Source organism: Psychrobacter sp. ANT206 (assembly GCF_056880555.1).
The window spans coordinates 608,095-628,980 of the sequence record NZ_CP096271.1; the positions used below are offsets into that span (position 1 = coordinate 608,095).

Genomic DNA, 20,886 nt, shown 5'->3' on the forward strand with positions numbered 1-20,886 from the left:
GTCACTCTCATTTGCCTCATTCGCCTCATTTGTAATACGCTGGAAATATTAGTCATGAACCTGTTTGGATTTTTATCAAATAATATCGCAATCGACCTCGGTACTGCGAACACCCTTATTTTTATTCCTGGTAAAGGCGTGGTGCTCGATGAGCCTACGGTGGTCGCTTTAAGAAGCAATCGCACACAGAACCCTACCGTTGCTGCTGTTGGTATTGATGCCAAGCAGATGCTGGGTCGTACGCCTGCCAATATTACGGCTATCCGCCCTTTAAAAGACGGCGTGATTGCTGACTTTGAAGTGACGCAAAAAATGCTTAAGCATTTTATCGCCAAGGTAAAAGCTAAGCGTTTTATGGCCCAGCCTAATGTGGTGGTTTGCGTGCCTTGTAAGTCTACCCTTGTCGAGCGAAAAGCGATTCGTGAAGCGGTATCGTCAGCTGGCGCCAGCAAAGTATTGTTACTAGAAGAGCCAATGGCAGCAGCGATTGGTGCTGGCATGCCGGTTCATGAAGCCAGCGGTTCGATGGTCGTTGATATCGGCGGTGGCACCACTGAGATTGCCGTTATTGCTTTGTCAGGTTGTGTCTATGCTGAGTCTATCCGTATCGGTGGCGATATGTTTGATGATGCCATTATTACCCATGTACGTCGTATTCATGGCTGCGTGATTGGTGAAACTACTGCTGAGCGTATCAAACAAGAAGTTGGCTCTGCGCTAAATGAAGACAGCCAGTTAGAAGTAGAAGTACGCGGACGTAGCATGGCAGAAGGCGTACCAAAAACCTTCACTGTCAACTCAGAAGAAGTGCAAAAAGCTTTGAGTGATCCGTTAAGTGGTATCGTCAGCGCGGTAAAAGCAGCACTTGAGCAGACGCCACCAGAGTTGTCATCAGACATCGCTGAACGCGGTATTGTCTTGACCGGTGGCGGCGCACTATTACGTGACCTAGATAAGCTCATCTCAAGAGAGACAGGCTTACCAGTTACAGTCGCTGAAGATCCATTAACTTGTGTGAGCCGTGGTGGCGGTATTGCGCTTGATTTTATCAATAACAAAAGCCTAAATATGATTTTTGTATAAATCACTGTTTATCAAGCATTGTCATACTAGAAATGTTAGACAAGGCTGAAGTTAACGATAAATAAGCATGAGAAAGGTTGGATAAATAACATTGAAGGTAGCCAAAAAGGTTGCCTTTAATATTATCAATAAAGGCAATCAATATCTGATAGATACTGAGCTTTTCTTTAATATCCACTGCCTTTTATATAGTGCTATTCAGTGCTGGCTAATGCTCACATTAAAACCTCTACATTAGACGAACTATGACTCCAAGTATTTTTGCTCGCCAGCCACTCGCGCTTCGTATGACTGCTGTTTTATTAATAGTGGCATTGATATTGATGTGGTTTGATAGCAAAAATCCAGAATGGTTCAAGCCTATACGCTCAACGAGCCATGCCGCAATGCAGCCTATTTACGAGCTATCATTATTACCCAGTTATGCACAACACTGGTCAAGCGGTAGCCTACAATCAAAAGAAACGCTGCGCCGCGAAAACATGCAGCTCAGATCTCAACTTATTCATGCGCAAGCTAAGTTGCAGCAGCAAGATTATATCTTGGCGCAAAACGCTCGCCTGCAAGGTATTCTATCGACCACACGCCCTGAACAATTTGATTTAAATTTGGCACAGGTAATTGGTACTGACACCAATCTACTGCGTCAAATTGTGGTGTTGAATAAAGGGGAGCAAGATGGGGTACAAGTTGGGCAAACGGTCATTGATGAAAACGGCATTTTAGGGCAGATTATCAATGTCTATCCTAATACCAGCCGTTTATTGCTTATTACTGATGAACAGCAGTCCGTTGCCGTTACTGTCAAGCGGACAGGTCAGCGCGCTATTGTCACCGGTCAGGGTATACCTACTTCATTGAGCCTTGAGTATGTCTTTAAAACCTCAGATGTACGCGTCGGGGATGAGCTGGTCTCGTCTGGATTAGGTGGGCGTATCCCTGCAGGCTACCGTGTTGGTCGTATCGCCCATATTGAAGACACGCAAGCGGATAATTTTAGAAGCATTGATGTCATACCTGCTGCAAACTTTGTCGATAATGCTTATGTGCTGATATTGCAAGACAAGCTGGCTAATAAAAACAATATTGGCATCAATGAGTCTTGATGGTCATTGTTAGAGATAATCATTGCCCGATAATCAGCCGCTATTCTATTTAAGTGCGCTGTTTTACTCCTCGTTTTTTATTCCCTGCAATGCTGAATTCATTATTAAGTAGCTGCTAAACATCCGCTAAAGGTACGTATTCATGGCATATCCTGATTCTGATCATGCAAATGGGCTGCTGCATGCCGTGATTGTACTGAGTTTTATTATTGCCTCATCGCTCAGTGTTTATCCATTAAGTCCTAGTATGGCCACATTGCGTCCTATGATCATGATCATGGTATTGATTTTTTGGTTATTGTTTCAGCCGCGTTATGTAGGCATTTCTAGCGCCTTTGCTATTGGCCTTATTGCTGATTTGCTGATGGATACTCATTTAGGACAGCAGGCTTTTTCTGCTGTGGCAGTGGCGCTTACGATAAAGGTGACCAGTATCTATATCAGACAGCTAAATACGATTAGTGCATGCATAATAGCGAGTTTGGGATTATTTGTATTTCAAGCGAGTCTGTGGATGCTACAGATGTTTGTACAAGATGTCTTTGTTGCCCAATCTACTTTCTCTTTGTTGATGAGTATTATTAGCTGGCCATTGGTACTATTGACGTTACGAAAATTTGTGCGTTAATCAGATTGATTATTACATCGATTATCAATACAAGTATTTTCATCACACATGGTCTTTACAAGCATCTACGATAGACGACCCTCGTTTATTTATGACTAAACCTATCAATATCAAGTTTCTACATAATATAGAGAGTAGTGATGGATATTATCTTAGCATCCGGCTCGCCGCGTCGTCGCGAGTTACTAAGTAGAGTGCAACTAGAATTTACGGTCATCAGCGTGGATATCGATGAAACGCCTTATCAAGATGAGTCGCCCAAAGATTATATTGTCCGTATGGTCGCCGCCAAAGCAGAGGCAGCAACCGCGCAGCTAAATAGACAGTTAAAGAATAACGACGCTCACTTATATCAATCACTCTTGTCGAAGCCCATTATTTTATTGACCTCTGATACCATTGGGGTATTGCCAGATGGCAAAACAGTCTTGGTCAAACCAAATAATCGCGAAGATGCTTATCGTATGTGGCAGCAAATGTCTGATAGTACTCATGAAGTATGGACGGCGGTACAGGCAACGCAACTCTCATTACAGCCTAAACGTTCTGATGGGTTCGATAATGAGCAAGTATGGCAAATCATCAATCAGCAACAAATCATTGAACGCACAGAGGTCACCTTTGTAGCGCTTACCCTAGAGATGATGAGTGATTATTGGGACAGCGGCGAGCCTGTAGACAAGGCAGGTGGCTATGGTATTCAAGGTTTGGGTGCGGCTTGGGTTAGCCGTATCAATGGCAGCTATACCAATGTGGTAGGCTTACCGCTTGCCCAAACGCTGGCATTGATTAAAGAGATGAATGACACTGATACGCTTTAAAATTTTGATGCCTAAATAGATAATACCTAATAAAGCTTACATGCTCAAAACGTTTAGAGCAGGGGTATGGATTCAGCAGTGCTTTAAGATGAAGCTTGATATTAAGCCATCTGCACATAATGACACGCTTGTGTCATGGGCAAAAGCAAGTGGCATTTGTTACACTGTTAGGCTACCAAACTATGAATGCTTCACCAGAAAGCTAAGTGATAAGAGAAAATACTATGTCCGAAGAGCTGCTGATTAATATTAGTCCCATGGAGTCCCGTGTTGCCGTACTAGATAACGGTATCTTGGGCGAGATTTATATTGAGCGTCATCATAAACTGGGTTTGGTTGGTAACATTTACTTGGGTACAGTGGTACGCGTTCTGCCGGGTATGCAGGCAGCCTTTGTCGATATTGGTCAGTCACGTACTGCATTCTTACACGTTAATGATATGCAGCGTGAACCTCGTCCAGCTGCCAAAAGCAGTAAAGTCGAAAAGACTGATGATGAGCGCACTATTGTAGAGGTAACCGCTGACGATTTAGCCATTACGCCGCCTGTAATAAGTACGCAGAACACAGAAGTTGTACCAGTTTCGAAAACTCTCATCCAGCATCGCCTACACGAGAGCCAACGTATCTTAGTTCAAGTCACCAAAGATCAGCTGGGCAGTAAAGGCGCGCGCTTAACCACCAATATATCACTGCCATCTCGCTATCTGGTCTACTTGCCATCGAGTGAGCATATCGGTATCTCGCAGCGTATTGATGGCGAAGAAGAGCGTACCCGTCTCAAGACTGAGCTTACTAGCCTGATGCAAACCGTCAATCTCAAGGGCGGTCTTATTGCACGTACAGCGGCAGAGCGTGTCCCCGTTGATAAACTTGAAGAAGACATCTACTATCTCTTGCAACTATGGCGAACGATATGTGCTCGTCGTCAAGAAATGAAGCCTAATCAAAGTTCAGAGCTTATTTATCAAGAATTATCGTTACCACTGCGTTCTATCCGCGATTTGGTACACGCTGGTACCGAAAAAGTCGTAATTGATAATTCACAGATATATGAGCAAGTTAGATACTTTGCCAAAGAATTTGTGCCTTTTGTCTATGATCGCATAGTACATTATACCGCTGAGCAGTCGCTGTTTGATGTGCACCGCGTCGAAGATGATTTACGTGATGCGCTCAAACGTCGCGTTGATTTAAAGTCGGGCGGCTATCTGATTATTGACCAAACTGAAGCGATGACCACCATTGATGTCAATACTGGCTCATTCGTTGGTGGGCGTTCATTAGAAGATACCGTCTACAAAACAAATCTAGAGGCAACACACGCGATAGCCCGTCAACTGCGCTTACGTAATCTAGGCGGTATTATTATCCTAGACTTCATCGATATGCTTGAGCAGCAGCACAAGGATGATATCTTAGAGAGCTTGCAGTCACAGCTAGTACAAGACTATGCCAAAACCAAAATCACTCAAGTCAGTGAGCTTGGTTTGGTAGAAATGACCCGTAAGCGTACTCGTGAATCGCTTGGGCAGCAACTATGTGAGCCTTGCTCAACCTGTCAAGGGCGCGGCTTTGTCAAAACCGCTGAGACGGTCTGTTTTGAAATATTTCGTGAAATCATGCGCTGTGCTCGTACCTATAATTCTCCTAAGAAGTTTACGGTGGTTGCCCATGCCGCAGTCATTGATTTATTACTCACCTCAGAGTCGGATACGGTAGCAGATTTAGAGTATTTGCTTGGTAGAGTGATTACCTTTGATGTTGAGAATTTATATACCCAAGAACAATACGATATAGTATTAGATTGAACATTAAGGCGGGATCTGAATAGTAAGTATTACCGTCAAATGTTGAAAACTGAGGGCATTTAATGGGACGGTTTAGCTTTGATGATTAGTAAGCAATTGGTTAAAAGTTAGAGGATTTGGTTTAGAAACCAATATTTATATCAAACAGTTGTGTATATCATTGTAAATAAGCCCCTTGCAATCATCTGATTATTATGTATAATACAGACCACTGAATTATATATGCGCAGCCAATCAAACAGCTGGCGCTATGACAGCTAGAGCATCGTTTCTAGCACTATTTCATTATGCCTTTGCTGACATCCTACAATGGAAGGGTCGGCGGGGCTTTAAACTATTTTGCTTTTGGCACGCTATAAGTTCGGATAAAGAACTCATTCTGGTTTAGAACAGAAGGCCGCTTTAAGTGAATATTTAACCAAACGGCTTTTGCTCATATCCTTGCAAAGCAAGAATGACAAAAGCACATATTAGGAGCTTGCTGGCATGGCTAACCAGAGAATCCGTATCCGTCTTAAGTCTTTTGATCATCGTCTGATTGATCAATCTGCACAAGAGATTGTTGATACTGCAAAGCGCACCGGTGCGCAAGTTTGTGGTCCTGTACCGTTGCCGACTCGCATTGAGCGCTTCAACGTTCTAACTTCACCACACGTAAACAAAGACGCTCGTGATCAGTACGAAATTCGTACTCATAAGCGTATGGTTGACATTGTTCAACCTACCGATAAAACTGTGGATGCGCTAATGAAGCTTGACTTAGCGGCGGGTGTTGACGTTCAAATTGCTTTGGGTTAATGCACATAAACACCCAACCCATTAATATAAGATATAAAGAGGTCTAAAATGGCGATCGGTTTAGTCGGTAAAAAATGCGGCATGACCCGTGTCTTCACTGAAGCAGGCGCATCTATCCCTGTAACAGTGGTTGAGATCAGTGCTAACCGCATTACTCAAGTAAAAAATACTGATGTAGATGGCTATCAAGCCATCCAAGTTACCACAGGCACCCGTCGTGACAGCCGCGTAACAGCAGCTCAAAAAGGTCACTTCGCTAAAGCCGGCGTTGCCGCTGGTCGTGGTGTTTGGGAATTTCGTGCCAATGACAGCGATCTTGAAGGTCGTGAGATTGGTGGTGAGATCCTAGCTGACTTGTTCGAACAAGGTCAGATGGTTGATGTCACAGGAAACAGTAAAGGTAAAGGCTTTCAAGGCGGCGTGAAGCGTCACAACTTCAGCATGCAAGATGCCACTCATGGTAACTCAGTATCTCACCGTGCCATTGGTTCAACTGGTCAAAACCAGTCACCAGGTAAAGTCTTCAAAGGCAAAAAAATGCCAGGTCAGATGGGTAACAAACGCGTTACCGTTCAAGGCCTAGAAGTGATATCGGTTGATGTTGAAAATGGGTTACTTGTCATCAAGGGTGCTATCCCAGGTGCCACCGGTGGCGATGTCATCGTACGTCCGTCAGTCAAAGCCTAAGCAAGGGGATTAACGTGGATTTAAAAACAGTTACAGGGGCGGCAGTTGAGCTTTCTGATACGGCTTTCGGTCGTGAATTCAACGAAGCACTAGTGCATCAAGTCGTCACCGCATATCTTGCTGGTGCTCGCCAAGGTACACGCGCTCAAAAGACCCGTGCCGAAGTTTCTGGTGGTGGCATTAAGCCATGGCGCCAAAAAGGTACTGGTCGCGCTCGTGCAGGTTCTATTCGTAGCCCAATCTGGCGTGGGGGCGGTCGTGCATTCGCGGCTAAGCCACAAGATTGGTCACAGAAAGTTAACCGTAAGATGTATCGCGGTGCTATGCAGTGCATCCTAGCCGAATTGATTCGCCAAGAGCGTCTGATTTTGGTTGAAGAGATAAGCGTTTCTGGTCCTAAGACCAAAGAGCTGATCGCAAAGTTAGGTGAGTTAAATGCATCACGTGCATTGATCGTCACCAAAGAAGTTGACGAAAACTTATACTTAGCTGCTCGCAACATCCCACATGTCAATGTACTTGATACAAGTGAAGTGGATCCAGTGAGCTTGATCGCTTTTGATAAAGTGATCATGACAGTCGAAGCTGCGAAACAATTTGAGGAAGCACTAGCATGAATAACGCAAGACTTTATCAGATCCTAAGAGGACCTGTATTCTCAGAGAAATCTCAAATGCTTGGCGACTCACTTGGTGTGCAGGTATTTAAAATTGACTCTAAGGCTACTAAGCTTGAAGTTAAAAAAGCAGTTGAGATGATGTTTGAAGGTGTTGAAGTTTTAAAAGTAAACACATTGAACGTTAAAGGTAAGACAAAGCGTTTTGGTAAAAGTATCGGCCGTCGTAATGACTACAAAAAAGCCTATGTTACCTTAAAAGCTGGTCAAGATGTACAAATGGCTGATGCTGGTGAAGAGGTCGCAAATACGACTGCTTCTACTAGTGAAACAGCGAATAACGAATAAGGATTACACTCATGCCTATCGTAAGAGCAAAGCCAACATCACCAGGCCGTCGTTTTGTTGAAAAAGTAGTGCATCCACACCTTTATAAAGGTCGTCCGTTTGCAGCGCTTCTAGAATCAAAAAGCAAGACCGGTGGTCGTAACAATAATGGCCGTATCACTACTCGTCACATCGGCGGTGGTCATAAGCAACATTATCGTATTATCGATTTTAAACGTACTAAAGACAATATCCCAGCTACAGTAGAGCGTATTGAATACGATCCTAACCGTACTGCGCATATTGCTTTACTTAAGTACGCTGACGGCGAACGTCGTTATATTATCGCTGCTAAAAAGCAAGCAGTTGGCGATACTGTAATGTCAGGTGAATTATCACCAATTCGTCCAGGTAACTGTTTACCGCTAAAAAACATACCACTAGGTACTGTGATCCATAATATCGAACTTAAAATCGGTAAAGGCGCACAGATGGCTCGTGCTGCGGGTGCTAGCGTTCAGCTACTAGGTCGTGACGGTATTTATGCAATTCTTCGTTTGCGTTCTGGCGAAACTCGCCGTGTACACGTAAATTGCCGTGCTGTTATCGGTGAAGTTTCTAATACTGAAAACAACTTGAAATCACTTGGTAAAGCCGGTGCTTCACGTTGGAGAGGTATTCGTCCTTCTGTTCGTGGTGTCGCTATGAACCCGGTTGATCACCCACATGGTGGTGGTGAAGGTCGTAACAAAGGTCGCCATCCTACTAGCCCTTGGGGTCAGAAGTCTAAAGGACTTAAAACGCGTCACAATAAGCGTACTGACAACATGATCATCCGCCGTCGCGCCAAGAAGAAATAAAGGAAGAATTTCATGCCTCGTTCATTGAAAAAAGGTCCATTCATAGACGCGCATTTATTTGCTAAAGTTGAAACTGCATTAGAAACCAACTCACGCAAACCAATTAAAACTTGGTCGCGCCGTTCAATGATTCTGCCACAAATGGTTGGCCTAACTTTATCTGTTCACAATGGCCGTACTCATGTACCGGTTATCGTAAGTGAACAGATGGTTGGTCATAAACTAGGTGAATTTGCCCCGACTCGTACATATCGTGGTCACGGCATTGACAAGAAAGCTAAGAGATAAGGTGCTTACCATGGAAGTAACTGCAAAATTACGCGGTGCCGCCATATCGGCACAAAAAGTTAGACTCGTTGCTGATGAAGTTCGTGGCAAATCTATTGAGCGTGCTTTGGATATCCTAACGTATAGCAATAAAAAAGGCGCGGTTTTTGTTAAGAAATGTCTTAACTCTGCCATCGCCAATGCTGAAAACAACAACGGTTTAGATATCGATACTCTTAAAGTATCAACCATCTACGTTGATGAAGGCATTACGCTAAAACGTATCCTACCACGTGCTAAAGGTCGCGCTGATCGTATCAGTAAGCGTACCTGTCACATCACTATAAAGGTAGGGGAATAAGTTATGGGACAAAAAGTACATCCAATCGGAATTCGTCTTGGTGTTGTAAAAAAGCATAACGCAAACTGGTATGCTAGCCCTAAACAATACTCAGAATACCTAATTAACGACATTCAGGTTCGTGAATATCTGCGCAAGAAACTTGATAGTGCTATGATTAGCAAGATCATGATTGAGCGTCCTACTGGTGCTGCTAAGATTACCATCGCCACTGCGCGTCCTGGTATTGTTATCGGTAAGAAAGGCGAAGATATTGAAAGACTTCAAAAAGAATTGACCAAAATTATGGGCGTACCTGCTCAGGTCAACATTGAAGAAATCACCTCGCCTGATCTTGATGCTCATTTAGTAGCGGAAGGCATCGCAAGTCAGCTTGAGCGTCGTGTTATGTTCCGCCGTGCTATGAAGCGTGCGGTACAGAACAGCATGCGTTCTGGTGCTAAAGGTATTAAAGTTGAGCTGTCTGGTCGTCTTGGCGGTGCTGAGATTGCTCGTACTGAATGGTACCGTGAAGGTCGTGTGCCACTGCATACACTACGCGCTGATATCGACTATTCGTCAGTACGTGCGGAAACCACTTACGGCACCATCGGTGTAAAAGTTTGGATCTTCCGTGGCGAAATCCTTGACGGTATGAACAGTGTATACAATCCCGTTAAAGAAGAGCAGACTCGTGCGCCAAAACGCCGTGGTCGTGGAAACGGAAACCGTCGAAACACAGACAGAGGTTAAACTATGTTACAGCCAAAACGTACCAAGTTTCGTAAAATGCACAAAGGTCGTAACACTGGGCTAGCTCATCGTGGAAGCACCGTTGCATTCGGACAAATTGGTCTAAAATCTTTGACTCGTGGTCGTATGACTGCCCGTCAAATTGAAGCAGCACGCCGTACCATCACTCGTAAAATTAAGCGTGGCGGTAAGATTTGGATTCGCGTTTTCCCAGACAAACCAATTACCAATAAACCATTAGAAGTACGTATGGGTAAAGGTAAAGGTCCTGTAGAATATTGGGTATGCGAAATCAAACCTGGTAAAATACTATATGAGCTTGAAGGGATTTCAGAAGAGCTTGCTCGCGAAGCGTTAACGCTTGCTGCAGCTAAACTGCCCTTTAAAACTACCATTGTTAAGCGGACGATAATGTAATGAAGATCAGTGAATTACGTGATAAATCATTAGAAGAACTGACCCAGTTACTTGATGAAAAGCAACTTGATGCTTTCCGTATTCGTATGGCTAAAGCAACTGGTCAGTTGGGGAATACCCATGAAGTACGTGTCAATCGTCGTGCGATTGCTCAGCTTCAGACTTTGATTAACGAGAAACAACGAGGCGACTCATGAGCGATAACAATCAAGCAACGACCAATGCTAGTGTTCTGACAGGACGAGTTGTCAGTGACAAGATGGACAAGTCCATCACGGTTTTGATTGAGCGTCTGGTTCGTCATCCTTTATATGGCAAGCAGCTTCGTCGTTCTACTAAAATCAAAGCACATGATGAGAATAATGTTTGCCAACAAGGCGATCTTGTCCGCATCAAAGAAACGCGTCCAATCTCAAAAACCAAGTCTTGGACTTTGGTTGATGTGGTTGAAAAAGTAGAAAAAATCTAAGTAAATTGCATTAAAAGCCAGAAGCTGTTAAAATAGCTGCCTTTTTAAGGATACTGATTGCGCCGAGCGTATATCACTCACATTAAGAGTAGCAGCGGTTATTAATATTAAAATGCCGACTACTCATACTGTGCTAGCGGCAGCAACTGGTTTTTATTGCTCATACGTGTGGAGTAACGCTATGATTCAGGTTGAATCTATGCTGGAAGTTGCAGATAATAGCGGTGCAAGACGAGTTCAGTGCATTAAAGTACTGGGTGGCTCTCATCGTCGTTATGCATCAGTTGGCGACATTATTAAAGTAACGGTTAAAGAAGCCATTCCTCGCGGTCGTGTTAAAAAAGGCGACGTGATGAATGCGGTAGTTGTACGTACCAAAAAAGGCGTTCGTCGTCCTGATGGTTCGGTATTACGTTTTGACGACAATGCTGCGGTATTGTTGAACCAAAACAAAGCGCCGATTGCAACTCGTATTTTTGGACCGGTAACTCGTGAACTACGTGGTGATCAGTTTATGAAAATTGTATCACTAGCACCAGAAGTATTGTGAGGTAATCCATGTCAAAATTACGTAAAGGCGATACAGTTATCGTGATTGCTGGGAAAGACAAAGGCAAGCAAGGTACTGTACAAGCTGTAAAAAACGATCGTATTAAAGTTGAAGGCATTAACATTGTCACTAAACATCAGAAGCCAAATCAGGCAACTGGCGTTGAAGGCGGCATTCTTAAGCAAGAAGCTTTTCTGCATATCTCAAATGTCGCAATCTTAAATGCGCAAACCCAAAAAGCTGATCGTATTACTTATCAGTTCGGCGAAGACGGCAAGAAACAACGCCTGTATCGTTCGAACGGTGAAGTAGTGGCGACTGCGTAAGACACTAAGGGTGTAATGGTAATGGCAAGATTAAAATCTTTATATAACGAAGAATTAAAACAGCAAATCAAAGAAGAACTTGGTTTGGCGAATGTGATGCAAGTGCCAAAAATCACTAAAATCACACTAAATATGGGTGTAGGCGGCGCGTCTCAAGACAAGAAATTGCTTGAAGGTGCTGTGGCTGATATGACTGCTATTGCTGGTCAAAAACCTGTAGTCACCAAAGCGCGTAAATCAGTTGCTGGCTTTAAAATTCGTGAAGAATGGCCAATTGGCTGTAAAGTAACGCTACGCGGTGAGCAAATGTACGAATTTTTAGATCGTCTCATTGCCATTGCAATTCCTCGTATTCGTGATTTCCGTGGTTTTTCTCCTAAAGCCTTTGACGGACGTGGTAACTACTCATTGGGTATCAAAGAACAAATCGTATTCCCAGAAGTAGACTTTGACAAGATTGATCGTATCCGTGGTATGGATGTGACAATTACTACGTCAGCTCAATCTGATGAAGAAGGTCGTGCGTTGCTTAAAGCTTTCGGCTTCCCATTTAAATAAGGTAAAGACGTTATGGCAAAGAAGAGCATGATTAACCGCGAATTAAAGCGCGAAAAAATGGTTGCTAAATACGCTGATAAGCGTATCAAGCTAAAAGAAACTATCAGTGATATGACTGCAAGTGACGAAACTCGTATGGAAGCGATGCTAGAGCTACAAGCTTTACCACGTAACGCATCACCAGTACGTCTGCGCAATCGTTGTGCTATCACGGGTCGTCCTCACGGTTACTTCCGCAAGTTTGGCTTATCACGCAATATGCTGCGTGAGCGTGTCATGCAAGGCGATGTGCCTGGTGTTCGTAAAGCAAGCTGGTAAGGGGTAACTATATGAGTATGCAAGATACCGTTGGGGATATGCTAACCCGTATTCGCAACGCACAAATGGCTAATAAAGTATCGGTAGCAATGCCGAACTCTAAGCTACGCAAATCAATCGCTGATTTGTTGGTTAACGAAGGTTATGTTGCTAGCGCTGTTGTTACTGAAGAAAACAACAACAAAGCAACTTTGACCATCGTATTAAAATACTTTGAAGGCAAAGCTGTCATCGAAACGATTCAACGTTTTAGCCGTCCTGGTTTACGCCAGCATCGCGGTAAAGACGCTATCCCTACTGTTAAGCAAGGTATGGGTGTTGCTATCGTATCAACTAGCCAAGGCATCATGACTGATCGTGCTGCACGTGCTGCTGGTATCGGTGGTGAAGTCGTCGCATTTGTAGCGTAAGCTACACGACGATAAAGTCTATTTGACGCTGTTAGGCTTCTATCAATGTGGTAGTGATAAATTATTTAACATTGATAGGTGTCTAACGCGGTCAACTATGCTAAACTAACACGCTTTTTAGCCTGTTAGTTTTTTCGCTAATATAAAGAAGTTAATTTTCTAAGGAATATTCCTATGTCTCGTGTGGCTAAAGCCCCAGTGACGCTGCCAAACGGCGTAAGCGTTACTTTGAACGATCGGCAGGTCGAAGTTAAAGGCAAGAACGGCAATATGTCTTTACGCCTGCATGAATTGGTCGAGCTGAAACAGGAAGATGATGCAATCATTTTCTCACCTACAGTCGATTCAAAAGAAGCGATGATGCATACTGGCACCATGCGCTCTTTACTAAATAATTTAGTAATAGGCGTTAACGAAGGCTTTGAAAAACGTCTTCAGTTGATTGGTGTTGGTTACCGTGCTCAAGCTGCTGGTAATAAAGTAACGCTAAACGTTGGTTACTCACATCCAGTAGAATATACGTTACCTGAAGGTGTATCAGCTGAAACTCCAACGCAAACTGAAATCGTTTTAAAATCAAACGATAAGCAGCAGCTTGGTCAAGCAGCAGCCGATATCCGCGGTTTCCGCCCACCTGAGCCTTACAAAGGTAAAGGTATTCGTTATAGTGACGAGCATGTGATTCGCAAAGAAGCCAAGAAAAAATAAGGTGAGTTGAAATGTTTGATAAAAAAGCAGCTCGTCTACGTCGAGCTAAGAAAACCCGCGCACATATCCGTTTTTTGGGCGTTCATCGTCTAACGGTTAATCGTACGCCAAGACACATCTATGCCCAGATTATCTCTCCGAACGGTGGTGAAGTGATTGCTCAGGCATCTACCTTAGACAGCAGCTTGCGTTCAGGCGCGACTGGTAACGCTGATGCAGCGACGTCTGTAGGCCAAATGATCGCAGAACGCGCAAAAGCAGCTGGCATTACTAAAGTTGCATTTGACCGTAGTGGTTTTAAATATCATGGTCGAGTAAAAGCTTTAGCTGAAGCTGCTCGCGAAAACGGATTGGAGTTTTAATCATGGCTAGAAATGATAAAAATGATAAAAATGAACAGACTGACGGTCTAGTAGAACGCTTAGTTACCGTTGATCGCGTTGCAAAAGTTGTTAAAGGTGGTCGTATTTTCTCTTTTACTGCACTAACTGTAGTTGGTGATGGTAATGGTCGCGTTGGTTTTGGTCGCGGTAAAGCACGTGAAGTGCCAGCTGCCATTCAAAAAGCACTAGAAGCTGCCAAACGTAATATGATTACTGTTGAGCTAAATGATGCAACTTTGTATCATCCGATCAAAGCACGTCATGGTGCTAGTAAAGTCTATATGCAACCTGCATCTGAAGGTACTGGCGTAATCGCTGGTGGCGCTATGCGTGCTGTATTAGAAGTTGCTGGTGTCAAAGATGTTTTGACTAAATGTTATGGTTCTACCAACACTGCTAACGTTGTTCGTGCAACGTTTAACGGTTTACGTGATATGTCAACTCCAGAAAAGATGGCAGCAAAACGTGGTAAATCTGTAGACGAAATCTTGGGTTAACTTAGACTAGGTGAGTTACGATGAAAAAAATGAAAGTCACTCAATTCAAATCGGGTGCCCATCGCCTCAAGAGCCACAAAGCATGCTTGAAAGGATTGGGTTTACGCCGTATTAATCATTCTGTTGTAGTAGAAGATACTCCTTCAACTCGTGGTATGGTCAATCGCGTTAACTACTTGGTAAAAGTGGAGGAAGCGTAATGGGTCTTAGATTAAATGAATTATCACCAGGTGTTGGCGCAAAGAAAACTGCCCAACGTCGTGGTCGTGGTATCGGTTCAGGCCTTGGTAAAACTGGTGGTCGTGGTGTAAAAGGTCAGAAATCTCGTTCAGGTTCTAGCATACGCTCAGGATTTGAAGGTGGTCAAATGCCTTTATATCGTCGTCTACCAAAATTTGGTTTTACCAGTAAAATGGCTATGACGACTGCTGAAGTTCGTCTGTCTGAACTGAGCCAAATTGAAGGCGATGTCGTTAGTATTGAAACTTTGAAAGCTGCTAACCTTATCCGTCGTGACATGAAGCGTGCGCGCGTTATGTTGTCAGGTGAAGTCACTAAAGCTTATACTTTTAAAGGTATCAAAGTGACTAAAGGCGCTAAGCAAGCAATCGAAGCTGCTGGTGGTAGCATCGAGGAGTAGTAACGTGTCAAAGCAATCAATGTCATCGACTGGTATACCGCTTAATCCTTTTGCCTTTATACGTAAGTATGATGAGCTATGGACGCGTTTGTTATTCTTAATCGGCGCATTGATTGTTTATCGTTTTGGGTCGCATATCCCAGTACCGGGTATCAATCCGGTTAACTTGGCTGATCTGTTTTCGCGCAACGAAAATACCATCCTGAGCATGTTTAATATGTTCTCAGGTGGTGCACTAGAGCGTATGTCCATCATGGCACTTGGTATTATGCCATATATCTCAGCATCGATTATTGTACAGATGATGTCTGCGGTATTGCCATCGCTTGAAGCTCTCAAAAAAGAGGGTGAAGCGGGACGACGTAAGCTAAACAAGTATACCCGTCAAGGGACACTTGCATTAGCTCTAGTACAGTCATTAGGGATGTGTGCTGGCTTAATCAGCCAAAATCTTACTTTATCTTCTGGTCTGACTTTCTATATTCCAGCGGTTACTTCATTGGTAGCTGGTGCTATGTTCTTAATGTGGCTTGGTGAGCAGATTACAGAGCGCGGCGTAGGTAATGGTATCTCAATGCTCATTTTTGCGAGTATTGTGGCTGGTACGCCAGGTATGATTTCGCAGTCTATTGAACAGGTCAACCAAGGTCAAATGAACTTGATTGTCCTCTTTATCTTTGCACTGTTAGGTGTCGCGGTTACTGCGGGTATCGTCTATATTGAACGTGCTCAGCGCCGTGTTCCTGTCAATTATGCGCAAAAACAACAGCAAGGTCGCAAGATTTACGCTCAGCAGCAATCACATTTGCCGTTGAAACTAAATATGGCAGGGGTTATTCCTGCTATTTTTGCTAGCTCATTGCTATTGTTTCCTGCAAGTTTAGGGCAGTGGGTTGGTCAATCGCCTGATCCTACCTTGACACAAAAGATATTGCAAAATATGGCATTGGTGTTGTCCCCAGGACAGCCGCTGTATCTCGTTCTATTTGGTGCAATGATTATCTTTTTCTGTTACTTCTACACGGCATTGGTATTTAGTCCGCGTGAAGTTGCTGAAAACCTTAAACGTAGTGGTGCTTATATCCCAGGTATTCGCCCAGGACAACAAACTCAGCGTTACCTCGATCATGTATTAAACCGATTGACCTTTATTGGCGCGATGTATATGACGGTTATTTGTTTAATGCCAATGGTCGTGCAGTCATCGTTTGGTGTGCCGTTTCAACTTGGTGGTACGTCGTTACTGATTATGGTGGTTGTGGTAATGGACTTCATCTCGCAGATTCAAGCGCATTTGATGACCCATCAATATCATGATCAGACGTTAATTCAATCGCCCACTCAACCTTAAATGAGCGGTACGATATCTCAAAGGAGTATGCTATGAAAGTTCAAGCATCAGTTAAAAAGATTTGTGGTAGCTGTAAAGTTGTGCGCCGTAAAGGCCGTGTACATATCATTTGTACCGCAGAACCTCGCCACAAGCAACGCCAAGGTTAATAATTTAAGCAAGTCAGTTTTAAGTGATTGGCTTGCTTATTAAATTAATACTTGAAAAATGACGGCGGATGCGATATCATCCGCCACTTGCCGTAGTTTATGCAAAATCTTTTATGAAATGATCAATGAATAGATTGGTTTACCAACTCGAAGCAGCGATAATAATTATAAAAGCTTTAGTATTGACAGCAACAAATCTGAAAAATAACACTTTATTTTAATGAATAAGGGTATTTTTCTTTAATGGAGAGAAATCAATGGCTCGTATTGCCGGCGTAAACATTCCGGATAATAAGCATGCTGTTATTTCACTAACTTACATCTTTGGTGTAGGTCGTACCACTGCTCAGAAAATCTTAGAAGCAGTTGGCATTGCCCCTAGTACTAAAGTCAGTCAGTTAGATGATACACAGTTAGATGCTATCCGTGCACAAGTTGCAGAATACATGACTGAAGGTGATCTTCGTCGTGAAGTGTCAATGAATATCAAGCGCTTGGTTGATCTTGGTTGTTACCGTGGCATCCGCCATCGTCGTAACTTACCAGTTAGAGGTCAAAATACCAAGAACAACGCTCGTACTCGTAAGGGTCCGACACGCCCTCTCAAAAGATAATTAACTTAGGAAGCTAAAAGATGGCAAAAGACACTCGCAGTCGCAAAAAGGTGGCTCGTCGTTCAGTATCGGAGGGCATAGCCCATATCCATGCGTCTTTTAATAACACCATTGTTACGATTACCGATCGTCAAGGTAATGCATTGGCTTGGGCCACTTCAGGTGGACAAGGCTTCCGTGGTTCACGTAAATCTACACCATTTGCAGCTCAGGTTGCAGCTGAAGTCGCTGGTAAAGCGGCTCAAGAATATGGTGTTAAGAACATCGATGTTTTGGTCAAAGGACCAGGACCGGGTCGTGAGTCTGCGGTAAGAGCACTAGGTGCATTGGGTTATAAAGTCAACAGCATCTCTGATGTAACCCCAATCCCACACAATGGTTGCCGTGCGCCGAAAAAGCGCCGCGTCTAATATTAAAGACGAAGCTTTTTATAATAGAAGCTTATAGGAGACATAACAATGGCCCGTTATATTGGACCAAAACTCAAATTATCACGTCGTGAAGGCACTGACTTAGGTCTTAAGTCTGGTGTTAAACCATACGACGTAAAAACGAAAAAATCGGCTCGTCCACCTGGTCAACATGGTGTTAGTCGTAACAAAAGTTCAGAATACTCTCTACAGTTACGTGAAAAACAAAAAGTTAAGCGTATCTACGGTGTATTAGAGCGTCAGTTTGCAAACTACTACAAAGAAGCTGCTCGTAAGCGTGGTGCTACTGGTGAAAACTTGTTAGCAATGCTTGAGAGCCGTCTTGATAACGTAGTATATCGTATGGGCTTTGGCTCTACGCGCGCTGAAGCACGTCAGCTAGTTAGCCATCGTACTGTTATGGTGAAAAAAGCTGGCCGTGATGAGTTTATTCGTGTGAATATTCCATCAATTCAGTTGCAAGATGGTGATGTCATCGCTATCCAAGAGAAGTCTCGCGAGCAATTACGTATTAAAAACGCAATTGAGCTGGCTACCCAACGTGGTATTCCAGAATGGCTAGATGTTGATCACAGCAAATTACAGGGCACGTTCAAAAAAGCGCCTGATCGTATTGATCTACCTGCTGAAATCAACGAAAGCTTAATCGTTGAGCTATACTCTAAGTAAGTAACGTACTGCTCGATGCTGTTCACATGGCATTGAGCAATTAACGTTAATTAAACCAGTTTAATAAATCGAGGTGACATCATGATGCTAAATGCAACTGAGTTTCTAACGCCGAACGCCATCAACGTGGATACGGTTAATGAAACGATTGCGAAAGTCACGCTCGAACCGTTAGAACGCGGCTTTGGGCATACCTTGGGTAATGCCTTACGTCGCATCTTGTTATCTTCATTACCTGGTGCTGCAGTCATTGAAGCTGAGATTGATGGTGTTGACCATGAATACTCAACGCTTGAAGGACTACAAGAAGACGTGCTTGATTTGCTTTTGAACTTAAAAGGCTTAGCAATCACCCTTCATGACCAAAATGAAGTATTTTTGACCTTGGATAAACAAGGTCCAGGCACTATCACTGCTGCAGACATCACGTTACCGCACAATGTAGACATCATCAATCCAGAATTGGTATTGGGTACATTGAGTGACCGTGGTCATCTAAAGATGCGTTTGCGCGTAGTGATGGGTCGTGGATATGAGCCAGCAAACCAGCGCCGTGAAGATGGTGATACTAAAGCAATTGGACGCTTAAAGCTTGATGCAAGTTTTAGTCCTGTGCTTCGTGTTGCTTATCAGGTTGAGAACGCACGTGTAGAACAACGTACCGATCTTGATCGTCTTATCATTGAGCTTGAAACAAATGGCACTATAGATCCAGAAGAAGCAATTCGTAAAGCAGCCACTATATTACAACAACAGATTTCTATCTTTGTTGACCTAGAAGCTGAAGAAGCGCCTGAGCCTGTGAAAGAAAAAGAAGAGGTTGATCCGGTGCTATTACGCCCTGTGGACGATCTTGAACTAACGGTTCGCTCAGCCAACTGCTTAAAAGCTGAAAACATTTACTATATCGGTGATTTGGTACAGCGTTCAGAGACTGAACTTCTAAAAACCCCAAATCTTGGTAAGAAATCATTGACAGAAATCAAAGACGTACTAGCGTCTAAAGATTTGGAGCTTGGTATGCGCCTAGATAACTGGCCACCAGCTGATTTACGTGTTGATGATCGCTTTTCTTATCGTAGCCGTTAAACTTTAAGGATTTTTGACTATGCGCCATCGTAAGAGTGGAGTCAAGCTGGGTCGTACCGGCAGTCATCGTAAGGCAATGTTTCAGAACATGACCAACTCATTATTTGAGCATGAACTGATCAAAACAACTTTACCAAAAGCAAAAGAGTTACGTCGCGTTGCTGAGCCATTGATCACTATGGCTAAAGAAGACAGCGTTGCTAACCGTCGCTTGGCATTTAGCCGTATGCGTAGCAAAGCTATGGTAGGCAAATTATTTGGTACTCTTGGTCCTCGTTACCAAGCTCGTCCAGGTGGTTATTTGCGTATCGTAAAATGTGGTTACCGTGATGGTGACAATGCGCCTATGGCTTATGTAGAATTGGTTGATCGCGACTAATTTTACAATAACCAAAATATGTATATAAAAAAGCTCCAATTGAATTGGAGCTTTTTTTCGTTTAAATTTTTGTATGATCGTTAGGGAAGTGCATATTTAAATACTTACAGTATGTCTATATCTACAGCAATGAGTTCACATCAGCAGCACCTTGCCGAATGATTTCTGGCTGGCTACTAGTCATATCGACGATGGTCGTGAGTTTGGTGGTTTTAATGCCAGCATTAATTAGCCCATCTATCTGATTGCCTAATAATTCTTCGATCTCGAAAGGGTCATCTAATATATCATCACGATTCGGTAATATTAATGAGCTGGTTAAAATAGGTTCATCCATCGCTTCTAATAAAGCTTGGGCAATAGCATTACTTGGAACACGAATACCAATGGTTTTTTTCTTTGCATGTGCCAGCTTCTTAGGTACATCTTTGGTGGCGTTTAAAATAAAGGTAATTGGTGCTGGTGTATGCGCTTTGAGCTGTTTAAATTGGACATTGTCTACTGCAGCGTAATTCGCAATCTCACTTAGATCACGACAAAGTAGGGTGAATTGATGTTTATCATCAAGTGCGCGTATTTGTTTTAGTTTTTCCAAGGCATCTTTTGCGCCCAAGCGACAGCCGAAAGCGTAACTGGTATCAGTCGGATAAATAATCAATTGATCTTTACGTAATAAATCTGCTACTTGCTCAATCAGCCGTGGCTGTGGATTTTCTGGATGAATATAAAATACTTGCATAATAATTCCTTATTTTATAATTATTAGAATTTGGTTATTGGGCAGATGGTGATGATAAAAATTTGTTTAAGATGAACTTTGCTTTTTGTACT

Annotated in this window: 34 protein-coding genes; 33 read left to right on the top strand and 1 reads right to left on the bottom strand. The window is 43.2% G+C overall.

The window, feature by feature from the left end; all coding sequences use genetic code 11:
- The first annotated feature begins 45 nt into the window (after nucleotides 1–45).
- From M0221_RS02540 to rplQ, 33 genes are all read left to right on the top strand, one after another.
- Complete coding sequence (locus M0221_RS02540) at nucleotides 46–1,083, top strand: rod shape-determining protein (protein ID WP_041752960.1); 1,038 nt, start codon at nucleotides 46–48, stop codon at nucleotides 1,081–1,083.
- A 245-nt stretch (nucleotides 1,084–1,328) separates the two neighbouring features.
- Complete coding sequence (gene mreC, locus M0221_RS02545; RefSeq protein ID WP_483284274.1) at nucleotides 1,329–2,189, top strand: rod shape-determining protein MreC; 861 nt, start codon at nucleotides 1,329–1,331, stop codon at nucleotides 2,187–2,189.
- Between the two features lie 142 nt (nucleotides 2,190–2,331).
- Nucleotides 2,332–2,817 carry a rod shape-determining protein MreD gene (mreD, locus tag M0221_RS02550; RefSeq protein WP_483284275.1) on the top strand — a complete coding sequence of 162 codons (486 nt, stop codon included), beginning with the start codon at nucleotides 2,332–2,334 and terminating at the stop codon, nucleotides 2,815–2,817.
- A gap of 140 nt (nucleotides 2,818–2,957) precedes the next feature.
- Nucleotides 2,958–3,638, top strand: coding sequence for a Maf family protein (locus M0221_RS02555; RefSeq protein WP_263240692.1), 681 nt, complete (start codon nucleotides 2,958–2,960; stop codon nucleotides 3,636–3,638).
- A gap of 224 nt (nucleotides 3,639–3,862) precedes the next feature.
- Entirely contained in the window at nucleotides 3,863–5,449 is a 1,587-nt protein-coding gene (locus M0221_RS02560) for an Rne/Rng family ribonuclease (RefSeq protein WP_263240690.1), read from the top strand.
- Between the two features lie 486 nt (nucleotides 5,450–5,935).
- Nucleotides 5,936–6,247, top strand: a complete 312-nt coding sequence (gene rpsJ, locus M0221_RS02565; RefSeq protein ID WP_010196670.1) for a 30S ribosomal protein S10 — start codon at nucleotides 5,936–5,938, stop codon at nucleotides 6,245–6,247.
- 48 nt (nucleotides 6,248–6,295) lie between these two features.
- Nucleotides 6,296–6,934: a 50S ribosomal protein L3 gene (gene rplC / locus M0221_RS02570; RefSeq protein WP_011512851.1), complete on the top strand. Its 639-nt coding sequence runs from the start codon at nucleotides 6,296–6,298 to the stop codon at nucleotides 6,932–6,934.
- 14 nt (nucleotides 6,935–6,948) lie between these two features.
- Nucleotides 6,949–7,551: a 50S ribosomal protein L4 gene (rplD, locus tag M0221_RS02575; protein ID WP_011512852.1), complete on the top strand. Its 603-nt coding sequence runs from the start codon at nucleotides 6,949–6,951 to the stop codon at nucleotides 7,549–7,551.
- The gene (gene rplW, locus M0221_RS02580; protein WP_011279789.1) at nucleotides 7,548–7,898 is read left to right on the top strand and encodes a 50S ribosomal protein L23; all 351 of its coding nucleotides are present in this window, start codon (nucleotides 7,548–7,550) and stop codon (nucleotides 7,896–7,898) included. The genes rplD and rplW overlap by 4 nt, the downstream gene beginning before the upstream one ends.
- An 11-nt stretch (nucleotides 7,899–7,909) precedes the next feature.
- Nucleotides 7,910–8,737 carry a 50S ribosomal protein L2 gene (rplB, locus tag M0221_RS02585; RefSeq protein WP_011512853.1) on the top strand — a complete coding sequence of 276 codons (828 nt, stop codon included), beginning with the start codon at nucleotides 7,910–7,912 and terminating at the stop codon, nucleotides 8,735–8,737.
- 12 nt (nucleotides 8,738–8,749) lie between these two features.
- The gene (gene rpsS / locus M0221_RS02590; RefSeq protein ID WP_011279791.1) at nucleotides 8,750–9,025 is read left to right on the top strand and encodes a 30S ribosomal protein S19; all 276 of its coding nucleotides are present in this window, start codon (nucleotides 8,750–8,752) and stop codon (nucleotides 9,023–9,025) included.
- A gap of 10 nt (nucleotides 9,026–9,035) precedes the next feature.
- A complete protein-coding gene (gene rplV, locus M0221_RS02595) occupies nucleotides 9,036–9,365 on the top strand; it encodes a 50S ribosomal protein L22 (protein WP_010196689.1) in 330 nt (109 codons plus the stop codon).
- 3 nt (nucleotides 9,366–9,368) lie between these two features.
- Complete coding sequence (gene rpsC, locus M0221_RS02600) at nucleotides 9,369–10,097, top strand: 30S ribosomal protein S3 (protein WP_011512854.1); 729 nt, start codon at nucleotides 9,369–9,371, stop codon at nucleotides 10,095–10,097.
- 3 nt (nucleotides 10,098–10,100) lie between these two features.
- On the top strand, nucleotides 10,101–10,514 hold the full coding sequence (gene rplP / locus M0221_RS02605) for a 50S ribosomal protein L16 (protein ID WP_011512855.1): 414 nt from the start codon (nucleotides 10,101–10,103) through the stop codon (nucleotides 10,512–10,514).
- Nucleotides 10,514–10,711 carry a 50S ribosomal protein L29 gene (gene rpmC, locus M0221_RS02610; RefSeq protein ID WP_011279794.1) on the top strand — a complete coding sequence of 66 codons (198 nt, stop codon included), beginning with the start codon at nucleotides 10,514–10,516 and terminating at the stop codon, nucleotides 10,709–10,711. Before rplP ends, rpmC begins: the two co-directional genes overlap by 1 nt.
- Nucleotides 10,708–10,983 (top strand): 30S ribosomal protein S17, encoded by a 276-nt coding sequence (rpsQ, locus tag M0221_RS02615; protein ID WP_011512856.1) that lies wholly within the window; start codon nucleotides 10,708–10,710, stop codon nucleotides 10,981–10,983. Before rpmC ends, rpsQ begins: the two co-directional genes overlap by 4 nt.
- A 181-nt stretch (nucleotides 10,984–11,164) precedes the next feature.
- Complete coding sequence (rplN, locus tag M0221_RS02620; protein WP_010196702.1) at nucleotides 11,165–11,533, top strand: 50S ribosomal protein L14; 369 nt, start codon at nucleotides 11,165–11,167, stop codon at nucleotides 11,531–11,533.
- Between the two features lie 8 nt (nucleotides 11,534–11,541).
- Entirely contained in the window at nucleotides 11,542–11,859 is a 318-nt protein-coding gene (gene rplX / locus M0221_RS02625; protein WP_011512857.1) for a 50S ribosomal protein L24, read from the top strand.
- 21 nt (nucleotides 11,860–11,880) lie between these two features.
- A complete protein-coding gene (gene rplE / locus M0221_RS02630) occupies nucleotides 11,881–12,417 on the top strand; it encodes a 50S ribosomal protein L5 (protein WP_011512858.1) in 537 nt (178 codons plus the stop codon).
- A 12-nt stretch (nucleotides 12,418–12,429) separates the two neighbouring features.
- Entirely contained in the window at nucleotides 12,430–12,735 is a 306-nt protein-coding gene (gene rpsN, locus M0221_RS02635) for a 30S ribosomal protein S14 (RefSeq protein WP_011279798.1), read from the top strand.
- Nucleotides 12,736–12,746: 11 nt separating this feature from the next.
- Nucleotides 12,747–13,145: a 30S ribosomal protein S8 gene (gene rpsH / locus M0221_RS02640; protein ID WP_011512859.1), complete on the top strand. Its 399-nt coding sequence runs from the start codon at nucleotides 12,747–12,749 to the stop codon at nucleotides 13,143–13,145.
- A 174-nt stretch (nucleotides 13,146–13,319) separates the two neighbouring features.
- Nucleotides 13,320–13,853: a 50S ribosomal protein L6 gene (gene rplF, locus M0221_RS02645; protein ID WP_011512860.1), complete on the top strand. Its 534-nt coding sequence runs from the start codon at nucleotides 13,320–13,322 to the stop codon at nucleotides 13,851–13,853.
- Between the two features lie 11 nt (nucleotides 13,854–13,864).
- A complete protein-coding gene (gene rplR, locus M0221_RS02650; RefSeq protein ID WP_011279801.1) occupies nucleotides 13,865–14,215 on the top strand; it encodes a 50S ribosomal protein L18 in 351 nt (116 codons plus the stop codon).
- 2 nt (nucleotides 14,216–14,217) lie between these two features.
- Nucleotides 14,218–14,733, top strand: coding sequence for a 30S ribosomal protein S5 (gene rpsE / locus M0221_RS02655; RefSeq protein WP_010196711.1), 516 nt, complete (start codon nucleotides 14,218–14,220; stop codon nucleotides 14,731–14,733).
- A 20-nt stretch (nucleotides 14,734–14,753) separates the two neighbouring features.
- Nucleotides 14,754–14,933: a 50S ribosomal protein L30 gene (gene rpmD / locus M0221_RS02660; protein WP_011512861.1), complete on the top strand. Its 180-nt coding sequence runs from the start codon at nucleotides 14,754–14,756 to the stop codon at nucleotides 14,931–14,933.
- Nucleotides 14,933–15,373 carry a 50S ribosomal protein L15 gene (gene rplO / locus M0221_RS02665; protein ID WP_011512862.1) on the top strand — a complete coding sequence of 147 codons (441 nt, stop codon included), beginning with the start codon at nucleotides 14,933–14,935 and terminating at the stop codon, nucleotides 15,371–15,373. Before rpmD ends, rplO begins: the two co-directional genes overlap by 1 nt.
- 19 nt (nucleotides 15,374–15,392) lie before the next feature.
- Nucleotides 15,393–16,724, top strand: a complete 1,332-nt coding sequence (gene secY / locus M0221_RS02670) for a preprotein translocase subunit SecY (protein ID WP_011512863.1) — start codon at nucleotides 15,393–15,395, stop codon at nucleotides 16,722–16,724.
- A gap of 32 nt (nucleotides 16,725–16,756) precedes the next feature.
- On the top strand, nucleotides 16,757–16,873 hold the full coding sequence (rpmJ, locus tag M0221_RS02675) for a 50S ribosomal protein L36 (protein ID WP_010196721.1): 117 nt from the start codon (nucleotides 16,757–16,759) through the stop codon (nucleotides 16,871–16,873).
- Nucleotides 16,874–17,130: 257 nt separating this feature from the next.
- Nucleotides 17,131–17,487 (top strand): 30S ribosomal protein S13, encoded by a 357-nt coding sequence (gene rpsM, locus M0221_RS02680; RefSeq protein WP_011512864.1) that lies wholly within the window; start codon nucleotides 17,131–17,133, stop codon nucleotides 17,485–17,487.
- A gap of 20 nt (nucleotides 17,488–17,507) precedes the next feature.
- Nucleotides 17,508–17,897, top strand: coding sequence for a 30S ribosomal protein S11 (gene rpsK / locus M0221_RS02685; RefSeq protein ID WP_010196728.1), 390 nt, complete (start codon nucleotides 17,508–17,510; stop codon nucleotides 17,895–17,897).
- Nucleotides 17,898–17,945: 48 nt separating this feature from the next.
- On the top strand, nucleotides 17,946–18,587 hold the full coding sequence (gene rpsD, locus M0221_RS02690; protein ID WP_011512865.1) for a 30S ribosomal protein S4: 642 nt from the start codon (nucleotides 17,946–17,948) through the stop codon (nucleotides 18,585–18,587).
- 81 nt (nucleotides 18,588–18,668) lie between these two features.
- Complete coding sequence (locus M0221_RS02695; RefSeq protein WP_011279808.1) at nucleotides 18,669–19,676, top strand: DNA-directed RNA polymerase subunit alpha; 1,008 nt, start codon at nucleotides 18,669–18,671, stop codon at nucleotides 19,674–19,676.
- 19 nt (nucleotides 19,677–19,695) lie between these two features.
- Complete coding sequence (gene rplQ / locus M0221_RS02700; protein WP_011279809.1) at nucleotides 19,696–20,055, top strand: 50S ribosomal protein L17; 360 nt, start codon at nucleotides 19,696–19,698, stop codon at nucleotides 20,053–20,055.
- A 121-nt stretch (nucleotides 20,056–20,176) separates the two neighbouring features.
- On the opposite strand, the gene M0221_RS02705 is transcribed toward rplQ, so the two are convergent.
- Nucleotides 20,177–20,794, bottom strand: a complete 618-nt coding sequence (locus M0221_RS02705) for an L-threonylcarbamoyladenylate synthase (protein WP_483284276.1) — start codon at nucleotides 20,792–20,794, stop codon at nucleotides 20,177–20,179.
- Nucleotides 20,795–20,886: the final 92 nt, after the last annotated feature.

Bases quoted from the DNA above. Each gene is read 5' to 3' on its own strand.
- M0221_RS02695 (WP_011279808.1), top strand. From the start codon at position 18,669: ATGATGCTAAATGCAACTGAGTTTCTAACGCCGAACGCCATCAACGTG.
- secY (WP_011512863.1), top strand. From the start codon at position 15,393: ATGTCATCGACTGGTATACCGCTTAATCCTTTTGCCTTTATACGTAAG.
- mreC (WP_483284274.1), top strand. From the start codon at position 1,329: ATGACTCCAAGTATTTTTGCTCGCCAGCCACTCGCGCTTCGTATGACT.
- rplW (WP_011279789.1), top strand. From the start codon at position 7,548: ATGAATAACGCAAGACTTTATCAGATCCTAAGAGGACCTGTATTCTCA.
- rpsK (WP_010196728.1), top strand. From the start codon at position 17,508: ATGGCAAAAGACACTCGCAGTCGCAAAAAGGTGGCTCGTCGTTCAGTA.
- rplC (WP_011512851.1), top strand. From the start codon at position 6,296: ATGGCGATCGGTTTAGTCGGTAAAAAATGCGGCATGACCCGTGTCTTC.
- rplB (WP_011512853.1), top strand. From the start codon at position 7,910: ATGCCTATCGTAAGAGCAAAGCCAACATCACCAGGCCGTCGTTTTGTT.
- mreD (WP_483284275.1), top strand. From the start codon at position 2,332: ATGGCATATCCTGATTCTGATCATGCAAATGGGCTGCTGCATGCCGTG.
- rplE (WP_011512858.1), top strand. From the start codon at position 11,881: ATGGCAAGATTAAAATCTTTATATAACGAAGAATTAAAACAGCAAATC.
- rplN (WP_010196702.1), top strand. From the start codon at position 11,165: ATGATTCAGGTTGAATCTATGCTGGAAGTTGCAGATAATAGCGGTGCA.
- rpsS (WP_011279791.1), top strand. From the start codon at position 8,750: ATGCCTCGTTCATTGAAAAAAGGTCCATTCATAGACGCGCATTTATTT.
- rpmD (WP_011512861.1), top strand. From the start codon at position 14,754: ATGAAAAAAATGAAAGTCACTCAATTCAAATCGGGTGCCCATCGCCTC.
- rplQ (WP_011279809.1), top strand. From the start codon at position 19,696: ATGCGCCATCGTAAGAGTGGAGTCAAGCTGGGTCGTACCGGCAGTCAT.
- rplO (WP_011512862.1), top strand. From the start codon at position 14,933: ATGGGTCTTAGATTAAATGAATTATCACCAGGTGTTGGCGCAAAGAAA.
- rpsD (WP_011512865.1), top strand. From the start codon at position 17,946: ATGGCCCGTTATATTGGACCAAAACTCAAATTATCACGTCGTGAAGGC.
- rplX (WP_011512857.1), top strand. From the start codon at position 11,542: ATGTCAAAATTACGTAAAGGCGATACAGTTATCGTGATTGCTGGGAAA.
- rpmC (WP_011279794.1), top strand. From the start codon at position 10,514: ATGAAGATCAGTGAATTACGTGATAAATCATTAGAAGAACTGACCCAG.
- rpsJ (WP_010196670.1), top strand. From the start codon at position 5,936: ATGGCTAACCAGAGAATCCGTATCCGTCTTAAGTCTTTTGATCATCGT.
- rplF (WP_011512860.1), top strand. From the start codon at position 13,320: ATGTCTCGTGTGGCTAAAGCCCCAGTGACGCTGCCAAACGGCGTAAGC.
- M0221_RS02705 (WP_483284276.1), bottom strand. From the start codon at position 20,794: ATGCAAGTATTTTATATTCATCCAGAAAATCCACAGCCACGGCTGATT.
- M0221_RS02560 (WP_263240690.1), top strand. From the start codon at position 3,863: ATGTCCGAAGAGCTGCTGATTAATATTAGTCCCATGGAGTCCCGTGTT.
- rpmJ (WP_010196721.1), top strand. From the start codon at position 16,757: ATGAAAGTTCAAGCATCAGTTAAAAAGATTTGTGGTAGCTGTAAAGTT.
- rpsQ (WP_011512856.1), top strand. From the start codon at position 10,708: ATGAGCGATAACAATCAAGCAACGACCAATGCTAGTGTTCTGACAGGA.
- rpsM (WP_011512864.1), top strand. From the start codon at position 17,131: ATGGCTCGTATTGCCGGCGTAAACATTCCGGATAATAAGCATGCTGTT.
- rpsC (WP_011512854.1), top strand. From the start codon at position 9,369: ATGGGACAAAAAGTACATCCAATCGGAATTCGTCTTGGTGTTGTAAAA.
- rpsH (WP_011512859.1), top strand. From the start codon at position 12,747: ATGAGTATGCAAGATACCGTTGGGGATATGCTAACCCGTATTCGCAAC.
- rpsE (WP_010196711.1), top strand. From the start codon at position 14,218: ATGGCTAGAAATGATAAAAATGATAAAAATGAACAGACTGACGGTCTA.
- rplV (WP_010196689.1), top strand. From the start codon at position 9,036: ATGGAAGTAACTGCAAAATTACGCGGTGCCGCCATATCGGCACAAAAA.
- rpsN (WP_011279798.1), top strand. From the start codon at position 12,430: ATGGCAAAGAAGAGCATGATTAACCGCGAATTAAAGCGCGAAAAAATG.
- rplP (WP_011512855.1), top strand. From the start codon at position 10,101: ATGTTACAGCCAAAACGTACCAAGTTTCGTAAAATGCACAAAGGTCGT.
- M0221_RS02555 (WP_263240692.1), top strand. From the start codon at position 2,958: ATGGATATTATCTTAGCATCCGGCTCGCCGCGTCGTCGCGAGTTACTA.
- rplR (WP_011279801.1), top strand. From the start codon at position 13,865: ATGTTTGATAAAAAAGCAGCTCGTCTACGTCGAGCTAAGAAAACCCGC.